Genomic DNA, 12,854 nt, shown 5'->3' on the forward strand with positions numbered 1-12,854 from the left:
TGGGCTTCTGGTTCCAGGATCCGGCACATTGGCCTAAATGGATCAGCGTGTGACATATTACCGCTGGCTGATGAATTCGGACTATTCGTCATGAATCAGCCCGGAAGGGCGCCCCTCACCCTCCCGTACACACCCTCAAGCACTTCCAGGAGCCCTACCTTGAGCGACCGCATACCACCCGTGACGAGCGCGGTGCGGCCGGTACCCGGATCCCGGGCCCGGTGCGCGCCGCCCGGTCGTGCCGTTCTCGGGGCTCTCGCCGTTTCGACGCTCGTGCTCGCGTCGTCCGTGTCGTCGGCCGTGCACGCCGCCGCAGCACCCTCGGCGAAGGCCGGCCGGAGCGGCGCGGAGCGGCCGATCGGCCCGAAGCCGGCGCTCGACCTGCTGGCGCACGGCAACCTGACCATGGCGTCCAACTCGGTGGTCGCCTGCGACCCCGACGACAGCGCGTGCGACGACAACGCCTACAACAACAACCGGGTCAACTGGGTCAAGACCGACCCCAAGGCTCCCGGCAACACCGCCTCCGCGGCCACCCTGAACATCCCGGCCGGCGCCAAGGTGCTCAACGCCCGGCTGTACTGGCAGTCGAACCCCGTCGGCACCTCGCTCACCTCCACCTCCGGTGACGCCTCGAAGGCCGACCAGGTCGAGATCAAGGTGCCCGGCGCCACGGGCTACCAGCGGCTCACCGCCGACGCCTACGACTGGTTCGACCAGAAGACCGGTGGCACACCCCCGGCCCCGCTGACCGCCCACGCGGGCGTCAAGGACGTCACCGACCTGGTGAGCGCCGCCGGCTCCGGCGAGTACACCGTCGCCGACATCCAGGCCTGTCAGGGTCGCTCCTCCACCTCCGACTTCGGTGGCCAGAACGTCGGCTGCTGGGGCGGCTGGTCCCTGACGGTCGCCTACGAGGACCCCAAGGAGCCGCTGCGCTACCTGCAGATCTGGGACGGCTACCAGCTCATCCGCCCGCCCGAGCCCAGCATCACCATGACGCTCGACGGCATCCGCACCCCGGCCGGCCGTGCCCCGGCCGCCACCATGGGCGTCATCGTCGGCGACGGCGACGCGCCCATCGCCGGGGACTCCCTGGCCGTCGGCCCGAACTCCGGCAGTCTCACCGCCCTGCCCATGCCGACCGCAGCCGGGCCCGCCCCCGACAACGCCTTCACCAGCCGCATCGACCGCGTCTCGGCGGACGGCACCGGCACCAACCTCACGGACCGCAAGCCGAACCCGGTCAACAACGTCGGCTACGACGCCCGGATGATCGACATCACCGGCAAGCTCCCGGCCGGCGCCGAGCAGGCCGTGCTCCGCGTCACCGGCCAGGGCGACGCGCTGCACCCTCAGGTGGTCTGGCTCGCCGTCGAGGCCCTGGAGCCCGACCTCCAGATCGCCAAGGCCAACCAGCCGGCCGGCTCCACCACGAACACCCCGCCCGGCCTCGTCGACCCCGGTGCCGAGATCACCTACACCTTCACCGTCGCCAACCGCCACAAGGACGGCACCACCGCCGACCTCGACACCGCCACCGGCGTCACCCTGACCGACGTGCTGCCCAAGGGCGTCAGCTACGTCGACGGCTCCGGCCCCGGGTGCACCGCCTCCGGGCACAACGTCACCTGCACCGCCTCCGACCTCGCGCCGGGAGCCGAGACCACCGTCTCCTTCCGGGCCAAGGTCGACGCCGGGATCGTGCCGGGCACCAAGCTCGACAACACCTCGTCGCTCGCCTACCGCGGTGCCCAGACCGGCCGTGAACAGCAGCGCACCAGCAACACCGTGCGCAACACCGTCACCGAGCACGCCGGCTACCGGCTCGCCAAGAGCGCCGACAAGGCCCAGGCCGCCCCCGGCGACACCGTCAAGTACCAGGTGGACATCACCAACACCGGAAACACGCCGCTCACCGGACTCACCGTCACCGACGACCTGAGCGCCGTTCTCGACGACGCCACCTACAACGACGATGCCACCGCCTCCACCGGATCGCCCTCCTACGCGCAGCCGGTGCTCTCCTGGACCGGCGACCTGCCGGCCGGCGGCAACGCCCGGCTCACCTACACCGTCAAGGTGAAGGGGCCCGCCACCGGTGACCGCACGATGCGCAACACCGTCGTGGCCGACCGGCCGGGCGGCAACTGCCCGCCCGGCTCGACGGCGGGGGAGTGTACGGCCACGGTGACGGTGGCCACGTCCTCGCCGTCCCCGACGGCGCCCCCGTCCTCCCCGTCCGCCGAGCCGACCGGCACGCCCTCGTCCTCGCCGTCCGCTGAACCGACGGGCACGCCCTCGTCCTCGCCGTCCGTCGAGCCGACCGGCACGCCGTCGTCCTCCCCGGTCGGGAGCGACAGCCACGGTCCCGACCCGGTGGCCAGTGACGGGCCCAGCCGGCCGAACCGTGGCGGCCTGGCCGACACGGGCAGCCAGGTGGCCCTGATCGGCGGCATCGCCGTGCTCGTCGGCCTCGTCGGAGCGCTCCTCCTGGCGGCCTCCCGCCGTCGCCGCCACCGGCACTGACGCGCCGTCCCGACCCCGTTGTGAGGGCGGCCGCCGGACCCACCGGCGGCCGCCCTCACGGCGTGTCCGGGCGGAGCGGGAGTCCTGGGCCGATCGTGACAGCCGGCCTTCGGGATCCGCGCTCGCGTCCGTCGCGTCCGTCGCGTCCGTCGCGGCAGCCGTGGCAGCGGTGGCGCGTGGGTGGTTCCGGCAGCCGTTCCCTGGCGTGGCGGCCCCGCCCGGGGCGGAGGGCGGGGTGATTCGCCGGTACTACTGCATTCGCCCGCCCCGGTCGCCGTTCGCTCCTGCCGGGCCGCACGCTGGAGACGCGTCGTAATGTCACAACAACCCGGGATCAGAAGACATGACCGAGCACCAGGGGCCGGAACCCGTCACGGAGAGCGTGACCATTCCCCTTTCAGGCGATGTACTGGCGGCGCTGATCAGCGGCTCGGGACCAGGTGTGACGGCCGGTGGCAGCGGAGGTGAGGGAGACGGCGGCGGACGGGACTGGGAGGGCGGCGACGAGCCGGTCCGGATCGGGGTCGCCGCGGCCCGGGAACGCCTCGGCCGACGTGGCATCGCGGTGCCCCTCCACCATGTGCGCGAGACCGTCGCTGCCGCCGTCGACACTCTGACGCGCATGCACCCGCTGCCTTCGGCGCGAGCGGTGGAGCTGTTCGTCGAGATCAGCGTCGTGGCTGCCGCCTCCAGGTTCGACGCCGGCGGGCCGCTGCCGAGCCCCGCGGAGCTCGACGACATCGCTCGGGGTCTCAGCCTCTTCATGCCCGACTGGTGGAAGGGTCCTCCGGTCGCACCGGCCGGCGACGACACCGCAGAGTGAGGAGGCGGTTCAGCGTGCTGGGACGCAGAAGAAACCGGCCCGCCCGGGTGCCGACCGCCGCCACCTGGGGTTGGCTCAAGCGCCGCGCGCAGTACCAGCGCACCCGTCTGACCTACATGGGCGGCGGGCTCGCCGGCCTCGGCCTCTTCGGCGCCGGAGATCTGGGCGGTGCGATCTTCGGGGAGCATCCCTGGATGGGCGCCGCGTTCCTCCTCGGCTCCATGCTCACGGCCGCGTGCCTGGCGCTGGCCTGGGAGAAGAGCCACCGGGTGGAAACCGAGATCGATCGGGACCACGGCCGCGAACTCGACGCAGCACGCGGCAGCAACGAGCTGCCGCCCGCCATCCAACGCTACGTCCGCTACTGCGTGGTCCTCTTCACCGCCACGGCCGCGGTCCTGGTCTCCGCCGCGTTCTGGGCCGCCACCCGCTGACCCCTTGCGCATCGTGACCGCCGGTACACACCCGCCGGGTCCTTGGAGCCGGCTCCCCGCTGCGGCACCCCGCGGCGCGGCCCCGCCGCCCCTTCGAACGGAGGCGCAGGCCTCCTGTTCGGCCGGGCCTGCTACCACGTGGTCGGAATGTGGCCGCCGCAGTCCAGCCACCACGTGAGCTCCTGAAGCTTGTTGACGAGGTAGTTTCCCGTTCGCGGGCCGACCACACCGTCGACGGCGGATCGGCGGCCCGCGGATGCGACGGTGGCGGCCCCGGCCGGGACCGCACCCGCCCGGAAGCCGCCTCGGAGGAAAGAGCATGGCCCGCGCGGCGACCGCTGCGACACAATCCCAGGATGATCGGCAACCGGATCACCCATCGCACAGCGGACGGCGTCCGCATACCCGGAACCTGGCGGCACGCGTTCATCCGTAACGGCCACTTCTTCCTCACCGACCTCTTCATCTACGCCGACGGACTCATCGACTGCTGGGGCCTGGTCACCATCGAGGAGTTCGAGGAGAAGCTGCGCACCGGCTGGGTCGCCACCAGCCTTCCGGAGGGCGGCGAGGCCTCCGCCCACGATCTGGCGGACTGGAAGTTCAGCGAGCCGCAGAGCTGGCTCACGCCCGAGCTGCTGGTCGCCGAAGTCCGCGACACCATCGACCAGCTGAACGGGCGGCCCGACTCGACCGGCCGCTGCCTGGCCGCCGTCGACGTCTTCCTCGCCGACCGGACCGAGGAGAACCGGGCCGCGGCCCGCGCCGCGTTCCTGGCCGTCCCGGAGTCGCGGCGCCGCTACGCGCTGGGCGACATGGACAGCAAGGACCGGCCGCTGCGGGTCCTGGTGGCGGGGCCCGGCGGCCGGACCTACCTGTCGTTCGACGGCACGGTCACGCAGGAGGACTACGACAGCGCCCTCGCGTACTTCGAGGAGCGGGCACGTCGGAGGGCCGAGAGGGCCACCCGCGTCCCCGCCGACGGACCGGCGACACCGCACGCCCCGGCCGTCCAGCTCTACCGGTCGTTCCCGACCCGGCCGGTGGAGGATCACGGAAGGCTCGGTCTGCGCCACGACTACCCCGCCCCGATCACGGTCGCAGACACCGAATACCCCTCCGTCGCCCACGCCTACTGGGCCCTGTCGGTCGCCGAGCCCGAGACCCGGCACGTGATCGCGGCAGCGGAAACCGCCGCCGCAGCGCGCACGCTCGCGGCCGAGGCCCCTCGCCGCGAGGGCTGGGAGCACGCCCGGACCGCCGTCATGACGCGCTTGCTGCGTGCCAAGTACGACCAGCACCCCGAGCTGGCCGAGATCCTGTTGGCGACGGACGACGCCACCATGATCTACGACGACATGAACTCGACCTTCTGGGGCGACAACGCCGGCCGGGGCCGCAACTGGTCGGGGCGCCTCCTCGAACTCGTCCGCTCCGAACTGCAGGCGCGACGAGCAGGGATACTCGGGACGGGCCATGGCGAGGTCTCGTAGGCGACTTCGGTACCGGTGCGGTTCCGGGCAATGTGGGCGGGGGCGTCGCGCTCGGCTCGCGGTCGTCGTCGGCGAGGTTCCGGCGCAGCTCGGTGGACACCCACTCGGGGGCGCAGCGGCAGTGGACGGGGCCGTTGAGCGGGGGAGGGGAGCCGGGCGGTGGGGTCTTGGTCGCCCTTGGCCCTGCGCGACTTCGCGGTGACGGCGGCGGGGCGATCCTTCGCGGATCACCCGCTGAGAGCGACGCCGAACGGGCTCAGCCCCCGCCGCGTGCCTCCAGTGCCGCCCGCGCCAGCTCTGCAAGGCGGTACGCCTCCGTCAGAGCCTCCTCCAACGGCGGTAGTCGGGGTACCACGTGCGGACCCACCGCCTCGATCGCCGCCGCCGCGTCCTCGGCCGCCTTCGCCGGGTCCTGTTCAAGCGCCTGCTTGCCGCGTTCGACCCGCAGCAGGGCGACGACGTGTCGCCCTGCCAGTGTCTGGTCGTCCCGGGGACCGAAGACCCGCTCCTGTATCGGCCGAAGCCCCTCGGCGAGCTTCAGTGCCTCCCGCCAGCGGCCGGCCTGGACGTAGACGCTGACGAGGTTCGCGGCGGATTGAACGGTGTCGGGATGGTCCCGACCGAGGACCCGGGCCCTGGCCGGCAGGATCTGCTCGGACAACTCGACGGCCTCCTCCGTCCGGCCGGTCCGCCGGCAGGAGACCGCGAGGTTCGCCCTCGCACCCAGGGTGTCGGGGTGGTCCGGGCCGTGGACGCGCTCCAGGTCGGCCACGACCTGCCGTTGCATGGTGATCGCCTGTTCGATGCGGCCGGTCCGTGCGTAGGAGGCGGCGAGGGCGAGCCGGGTGAGGAGGGTGGTGGGGTGGTCGGGGCCGAGCAGCCGCTCGCGAGCGGCCAGGACGTCCTCCTCGATCGCGATGGCCTCGGCAACCCGCCCGGCCTCCATGTAGCTGTAGGCCAGGCTCGCCCGTGCGGCGAGTGTGTTCTCGTGGTCGGGGTCGCCGATTCGACCCGGGCCTCCGTCGAGCTCCGCGATCTCGGCCGCGACCTGTTCCTTGAGCGCCAGGGCTTCCTCGTGTCGGCGGTCCAGTTGGTAGGCGAATGCGAGACTGCTCCGGGCCTCCACGGTGTCCGGGTGGAGCAGGCCCCGCGTCCGCTCGCGGGCTGCCAGTACGTGCTCCTTGAGCGCCACGGCGTCGCCGTTCAGGCCCGCCTCTCCGTAGGACGCGGCGAGGCCGCTGAGGACGGCCAGGGTTCTGGGGTCGTCGGCGCCGTGGAGGCGTTCCAGCTCGACCGCGACGTGCTTCTGGAGGGCGATGGCCTTCACGGCGTGACCGGCCTGCGAAAGGGCGAGGGCCAGGTTGGCCTGGCTGGTGAGGGTGAACTCGTCATCCGGCCCGAGCTCGCGGATGTCCGCCTCGACCTCCTCGGTCCAGTGGGCGATGGCCGCCTCGTGCAGACCGGCGTGGAGGAGGCTGTGGCCCGCCCGCTCGCGCAGCACGAATCCGGGGAAGAGCCGGAGCACCTCACTGCCGACGGTCTCGCCCAGGACGGCGGTGTTGCCCCGGAGGCTGGCGGCCAGCCGGTAGTCGGTGTGTTCCTCCGCCGTCCAGAGCTGGTACAGCGCCAGGATCGCGGCCGACTGCGGGAAGCGCGGTTCGGGGGTGGTGTCCCGGGCCGCGCGGGCGGTCAGGGCGTGGACGGCGATCTCCCGGTGAGCGGCGACCGCTCCCCGATGCGGGAGGGGGACACCGGCCGGGTAGCTGCTCAGCAGGTTGTAGGTGTGCAGGACGGCGAGGACCGACAGGGCCTCGTCGGCGCTGACGGGCGGTGGGTCGGGCGGTTCGGTACCGGGCTCGCCGGGCGGTGGCTCGGGCGGTTCGGTGCCGGGCTCGCCGGGCGTCGCGGGCGGCGAGCTGTGCGAACCGGCGGCACGCTGGTCGGCGAGGTATCCGGTCGCGCTCCGGGTGGTCCACAGGGCCCGGGGATGGCCGGCCGGGTCGAGCAGGCCCGCCAGCCGGATCGCGGGGACGGCCAGGCCCTTGGGCTCGGTCTGCTGCGCGGCGTCCAGCGAGATCAGCAGGGCTGCCGTCACGGCACGCCCGTATAACTCGGTGTCGGCCTCCGGCGGCAGTAGCGCGTCCAGAGCTCGGGTGCGCTCCCGGAACAGCTCCAGGTAGGCGGAGCAGGTACGGTGCTGGTTGATCATGTAGGCGGCGGCGTGCGCGAGGGCGAGCGGCAGGAAGCCGAGCGCCTCGGCGACTTCCTCCGCCTGCGGGTCGATCAGGTACGGGAAGCCGGCGGTGGTGAGGCGGTCGCGCAGGTAGTCGACGGCCTCGGCGGCACTGTAGGCGTCCACTGGGACGATCGCCCGCCCGCCTCCGGAGGCATGCGCGCCGCGCTGCCGGGTGGTGGCGAGCACCCGGCCGTTGCCCCGGCGTGAACTCCCCGGCCACAGCGGGCCGGTGCCGGTGAAGTCGGCGACGTCGTCGAGGACCACCAGCCAACGGCGCTCGGTGCTGCTCAGCCAGTTCAGGAAGCGTCGGGCGTCCTGCTCGACCCGGTCCGGGGCGCCGGTGGCACCGGGTACCTGGACGGCGACCGCCGCCTCCGCGTAGGCCAGCAGGACCGCGACCGGGTCGGCGGCGGCGGCCCACACCACGACGTCCTCGCCGTCCTGCACCGCCCGCCAGGCGTACTGCGCTGCCAGCTGGCTCTTGCCGACCCCACCGCCACCCGCGAGCACCTGCGACAGCACCACCGTCTCGTGTCCGGCCCGCATCTCGTCGATCCTCTCGCGCACGGCGGTGCGCGGCTGGAAGGCGCTGGCCAGGATCGGGATGGCTCCGATCACCACCGGCCACTGCGGTGGCAGCGGCGCGGGCACGTGGGCGGTGCCGCCTCGAACCGCGTTGCCACGTGAGGCAGGGCGGTTCTTCGCCGCGTTCAACAGCTCCCGGCCCTTCGTGGTCCGCCGGGCGCGCTCACCGGTGTCCGGCGTACAGAATTCGATGACCGCCTCGACGAAGTCCCGGCTGAGTCCGGCACCGGCGAACCGGCTGTAGAGGGTGTCGACCGAGGGGATCCTGCCGTCCGTGAAGTGGTCGACGGTCAGGAGCTCGTGGAACCTCCGCACCGACAGGCCGCTCCCGTCGAGCCACTCCCGAAGCAGGGCGGCGAGCTCGTTGATCTCCGGGTTCGGACCCCGCAGGTCCTGACTCCATGGACGCCCTTTTCGCCCACCGCGCCCGCTACCGCCGGCGTCGGGTCCTCCACCCGTTCTTGCGCTTTCCGGACCGGTCATGTGCCCCTCCCTTGGCCTCGGCAGCCGGTTGTCGGGTCGGTATCCGGGGTTGTCGTACCGACAACCCTCAAAGGCTTTGTCCGCGCCCCGAGCTGCGCCACCGTCTTACCAGCAGCCCCGCCACGGGGACAGCCAGGAAGCCCGACCGAAAGGGAAACCGGCCATGAAGCGCCTCCTCGACCGCCTCCCGATCCGCCGCCCCGTCGAGCGGCCCCGCCCGCGTCGCCGGCCCGGCCGGATCACCCTCGTCGTGGTCAATGCCGTCGCCACCGCCGCCACCACGTCCATCGTCGCCTGGACCCTGGCCCACATTCCCTGGTGACGCGGCACACCGCCTGGTCCGGGCTCGGTACGGGATCATCAGCGTGTCGGACGGCCCCGCCCGATCCGGGTCCCAGTGGTTTCACCGGTTGGGGCTCCCGGTTCGGCTCCGCGTCCGCTCCGGGACCTGCTACGTCAGGTCCTGAGGGTTCGGGGCCGGCCGACGGAGCTCCTCGGCGGCCAGGGTGACAGGCAGCCCTCACGGTGACCGCGGAATGGCGAGCAGCCGGTGCTCCTCGGGCCGTCGGCCCGCCCGCCGGGACCCGGGTCGGGTGACCCTGGATCCCCTGATCCCCTGCCGGCGCGCGGAAGGAAGGACAGGTCACCGACTGCACGGGTGTGGGTCAGCCGCGCAGGGTGGCGATGGCCTTCTCGATGCGCCGTTGGCGTGTCTCGGGCTTCTTCGCGCTCTCGACGGCGCGTACGTGCTCGCGCTTCCGGCTGTCCGTGAGGTTGTCGTAGGCGGCGCGGGCGAGCGGGTCGTCGTCCAGGGCCTGGGCGAAGTCCGAGGGCTCGACGACGACGCGCGGTTCGGTGTCGAGTTCCAGTTCGACCTCGACCTCCTCGCCGATCGCCACGTCCGCGGCCTGCACCCGCGTCCCGTACCCGTATCCCGTACCCGGGGCACGGCCGTCCGGGACGGTTGTGGGACAGGGACGGCGGCTGTTCGGCGAGGGGCCGGCCGGCTCCCCGGGGCACTGTAGCCGAGACCTCGGACGCAGTCGTCCGGGTCGGCGGACGGTGGCGCCGGCCCCGCCCCGGGGCAGAGCGCCGGCGGGCTCGGGGACCGTGGCGGAGAGGGGCGGTGACGTGCCTGGTGTGCGGAAAAGCGCTGGAGTCCGCGGATCCGGCACGCCACACTGTCCGGCGGACCCGACAGCCGGGCCACCAGACGGTCCGACAGGAACACGGGAGCATCCGGATTGCCAGAGCCCACGCCCTACGATGCCGAACGCAACGCCTTCACACGAGCGGCACTGGCTCGCCTGGTCCTGAGCGACACCAGCGTCGACCTCGCCGGCGCGGCGGCGAACCTGGCGATCACCCGGTTCGACGACCAGACGGGCCCGGGCGGACGGGTCAGCGAGGCCGCCACCCTGCGGGAGGTCGCGGACCGGCTGCTCACCAGGGCGGTGATCTTCGAACGTGAGCGCGGCAGTTCGTGGGAGCAGATCGCCGGCTACCTCGGCACCGACGCGGCCGGTGCGCGTGAGCGGTTCCTGCCTGCCGTCGTCCGGTGGGAGCGCGGGTTCGAGGAGCCGTACCGCCTGGACGTGACGGGTCGCAAGCGTGTGCCCCAGTTGCCTGACGCGGCCTACGATCCCGAGACCGCGTGCCGTCAGCTCGATCTCTCCGTACGTCTGCGCGCCTACTTCGGTGACGAGCATCCGGTGAGCGGCGCGCTCCGCCCGGACTCTGCGGCCGGGGGCAGGCGGCCGCCGGACTACGGCCTCGGCGGCCGGATCCACCGCGGCAACCTCGGCCTGTTCATGCACCTGCTGGCCCAGTTCACGGGCGCCGACTTCACGCGTGCCGACTGGGACGCCGTCACCGCGCCTGTGCGGAGCGCCGACGGGGACGACCCCGGAACGGGGGACACCCACCTGATCGAGGGTTCGACCGCCTCGCTCCACGTCCGCATCGCCGACGTCACCCGCCACGACGACCTCGTCGAAGTCGCCGTCACGGGGGCCTCGGACGCCGGACTGCGGCTGCGGATCGACACACTGTTCGAGGCACTGGGTCCGGGCGCCTGAGCCCGCCTGTCAGCGCTCGCGTGCCCGGCTGCCCGGCTGCCCGGCCGGTCGCGACGCGACGACCCTTGCGGGTACCGGGAAACGTCGGTCGCCGCCGCGTCCGGCGAGGTGACCGCGGTGACCTGACGGCTGGTCCTGCCCTGTCGCACGTCCGCCGAGAGGTGGCCAGGGCTCGGCTTCAGGCCGTGTCGGATACTGGTCGGATGGACAGCACCTCGATTCGGGACTCGTATGACGCGGTCGCCGATGTGTATGCACAGGGCTTCACCGCGGATCTGGCTTCGAAGCCGTTGGACCGCGCCATGCTGGTGGCGTTCTCCGAACAGGTTCCGAAGGACGGTCCCGTGGCCGACGTCGGGTGCGGTCCCGCACAGGTGGCGTGCTTCCTCGACGACCTCGGGGTTCCGGTTCTGGGCCTCGACGTGTCACCGGGCATGGTCAGGGCGGCCCGGGCTCGTCGGCCAGGGCTTGACGTGCGAGTTGGTTCAATGCTGGACCTTCCGCTGGAAGACGGCGAACTCGCCGGCATCGCAGCGTTCTACTCGCTGATCCATCTGCGGCCCGACGAACGACCGCGCGCATACGCGGAATTCGCCCGCGTGCTGCGCCCGGGCGGTCTCGTCCTTGCGGCCTTCCACGCGGGCGAGGAGATCCGACGCCGGGACTCGTGGTTCGACCGTCCGGTCTCCCTCGACTTCTTCGCCCTGCGACCGGATGACGTTGCCGCAGGTCTCACCGCCGCGGGGTTGACCGTCGAGGCAACGCTGGTGCGAGGACCTTACCCGGGCGAAGCGGACACCGAGCGTGCGTATCTCCTGGCCCGCAGAAGTTGACGGAAACCAATGATCAATCCGGCGATGCCGGTCGGGTCGCCTTCTCCGTCTCCTGCGGTTTCGGCAGGTCCGAGCGGGACTGCCGGCGGGTGAGACCATCGAGGCGAGGGACTTCACGCGCTGGATGCTGCTGGCTGACAAGCCCGCACGCGTGCAAGGGCGTCTCCGGCTCCGATCGCAGACGGCAACACCAAAGGGGCTGGCGTCGTGAGGCCGGCACCGGGCACACCGAACCCTGTGGCGGGCAAGTCGTCGCCGGGCGTCAAGTACACGGCGGCCACGAGGGCTCACTGCGAAACCGTCATGCGGACCTTCTGCGACTTCCACCTCCGCGAGGGTACCGGCCCGACCGTCAACCCGTTCCCGCTGGACCGTTCCCGCCAATCCGACCGGGCGAACGCTCACCACAATCCGATGGAGCGGTTCAAGCACGAGCGGACCGGCCGCTCTCGGGCATCGCTGAAGCCAAGAGGGAAGGCCGGCTTGGCGAGGTCGAAGGCCTCGAAACCAGCTTCACCGGCGCCGAGGACAAGCTCGCCCAGATGGACGCCGCCACAGCCCGCACGGCCACGGCGGTCGATCTCGGGATGCCCGGATTCACCCGGATCGTCGGACGCGCCAGCGATACACGAAGACGGATATGCTTCGGCGACTCGGTAGATCGGGAACGCAAGTTCGGAGGGCGCCATGAGTCGGCCGTTGCTGTTCCTCGATGTCGACGGACCCCTGAATCCGTATGCGGCAAAGCCCGAGAAGCGCCCCGAGGGCTACACCACCCTCCGCGTCCCACAGCAGCGCGGGGCAGTTGGGGAGCCTGGGGGACTCCGGACCCACACTCGGCCGCTCCGGGTGTGGCTCAACCCCGATCACGGGCGTGCGCTGCTGGCTCTCGGCTACGAGATCTGCTGGGCCACAACCTGGATGAGTGACGCGAACAAGTGGATCGGACCTGTGCTCGGTCTACCTGAACTGCCGTTCGTCGACTTCGGTAACGCCCTGCTCAACGAGCGACCTGATGGCGTCCATTGGAAGTCCGAGCCGTTGGTGGAGTACGCCAACGGCCGACCATTCGCCTGGGTGGACGACGAACAGAGCGACGCGGATCATGCACACGTGGCTGCCAACCACCGCGCACCGGCCCTGCTCCACCACGTCAACCCGCGGATCGGTCTGCGCAACGACGACTTCACTGCCCTCGCAGCCTTCGCAGCATCCATCGACACATCGACGGGCACTCCCTGAGCGGCCGGCAGCCATGCCGGGTTCAGAGAATTCGGCGTGCTGGACGAGGCGTTCGTAGTCTGGCGTGGTTGCGGCCGCGTCCGGCCGGTGGGGTTCGCTCGCCGGCCCGATGAGTCAC

11 protein-coding genes are annotated in these 12,854 nt (G+C 71.9%); 8 read left to right on the forward strand and 3 right to left on the reverse strand.

The window, feature by feature from the left end:
• Window positions 1–288: 288 nt before the first annotated feature.
• The 4 genes from AC067J_RS26170 (at window position 289) to AC067J_RS26185 (ending at window position 5,279) form a co-directional block, all read left to right on the forward strand.
• Window positions 289–2,529, forward strand: coding sequence for a DUF7927 domain-containing protein (locus tag AC067J_RS26170; protein WP_478303093.1), 2,241 nt, complete (start codon window positions 289–291; stop codon window positions 2,527–2,529).
• A 343-nt stretch (window positions 2,530–2,872) separates the two neighbouring features.
• Complete coding sequence (locus tag AC067J_RS26175) at window positions 2,873–3,352, forward strand: hypothetical protein (protein ID WP_478303095.1); 480 nt, start codon at window positions 2,873–2,875, stop codon at window positions 3,350–3,352.
• Between the two features lie 14 nt (window positions 3,353–3,366).
• Window positions 3,367–3,786, forward strand: coding sequence for a hypothetical protein (locus tag AC067J_RS26180; RefSeq protein ID WP_478303097.1), 420 nt, complete (start codon window positions 3,367–3,369; stop codon window positions 3,784–3,786).
• A 356-nt stretch (window positions 3,787–4,142) separates the two neighbouring features.
• Complete coding sequence (locus tag AC067J_RS26185; protein WP_478303099.1) at window positions 4,143–5,279, forward strand: NADAR family protein; 1,137 nt, start codon at window positions 4,143–4,145, stop codon at window positions 5,277–5,279.
• 256 nt (window positions 5,280–5,535) lie between these two features.
• On the opposite strand, the gene AC067J_RS26190 is transcribed toward AC067J_RS26185, so the two are convergent.
• A complete protein-coding gene (locus AC067J_RS26190; protein WP_478303100.1) occupies window positions 5,536–8,415 on the reverse strand; it encodes a tetratricopeptide repeat protein in 2,880 nt (959 codons plus the stop codon).
• 331 nt (window positions 8,416–8,746) lie between these two features.
• Between AC067J_RS26190 and AC067J_RS26195 the strand changes: the two genes are divergently transcribed.
• Entirely contained in the window at window positions 8,747–8,905 is a 159-nt protein-coding gene (locus AC067J_RS26195) for a hypothetical protein (RefSeq protein WP_478303101.1), read from the forward strand.
• Window positions 8,906–9,248: 343 nt separating this feature from the next.
• Here AC067J_RS26195 and AC067J_RS26200 read toward each other — a convergent pair whose 3' ends face one another.
• Window positions 9,249–9,497, reverse strand: coding sequence for a YdeI/OmpD-associated family protein (locus AC067J_RS26200; RefSeq protein ID WP_478303102.1), 249 nt, complete (start codon window positions 9,495–9,497; stop codon window positions 9,249–9,251).
• Window positions 9,498–9,827: 330 nt separating this feature from the next.
• Here AC067J_RS26200 and AC067J_RS26205 point away from each other — a divergent pair, with 330 nt between their 5' ends.
• Entirely contained in the window at window positions 9,828–10,661 is an 834-nt protein-coding gene (locus tag AC067J_RS26205; protein ID WP_478303103.1) for a hypothetical protein, read from the forward strand.
• A 203-nt stretch (window positions 10,662–10,864) separates the two neighbouring features.
• Window positions 10,865–11,494 carry a class I SAM-dependent methyltransferase gene (locus tag AC067J_RS26210; protein ID WP_478303104.1) on the forward strand — a complete coding sequence of 210 codons (630 nt, stop codon included), beginning with the start codon at window positions 10,865–10,867 and terminating at the stop codon, window positions 11,492–11,494.
• A 401-nt stretch (window positions 11,495–11,895) separates the two neighbouring features.
• Here the strand turns inward: AC067J_RS26210 and AC067J_RS26215 are convergent, their stop codons facing one another.
• Complete coding sequence (locus AC067J_RS26215; RefSeq protein ID WP_478303106.1) at window positions 11,896–12,183, reverse strand: hypothetical protein; 288 nt, start codon at window positions 12,181–12,183, stop codon at window positions 11,896–11,898.
• Between AC067J_RS26215 and AC067J_RS26220 the strand changes: the two genes are divergently transcribed.
• Window positions 12,182–12,736 carry a hypothetical protein gene (locus AC067J_RS26220; protein ID WP_478303107.1) on the forward strand — a complete coding sequence of 185 codons (555 nt, stop codon included), beginning with the start codon at window positions 12,182–12,184 and terminating at the stop codon, window positions 12,734–12,736. The two genes, AC067J_RS26215 and AC067J_RS26220, sit on opposite strands and share 2 nt — an antisense overlap.
• Window positions 12,737–12,854: the final 118 nt, after the last annotated feature.

It is taken from the genome of Kitasatospora sp. NPDC042419 (assembly GCF_056437345.1).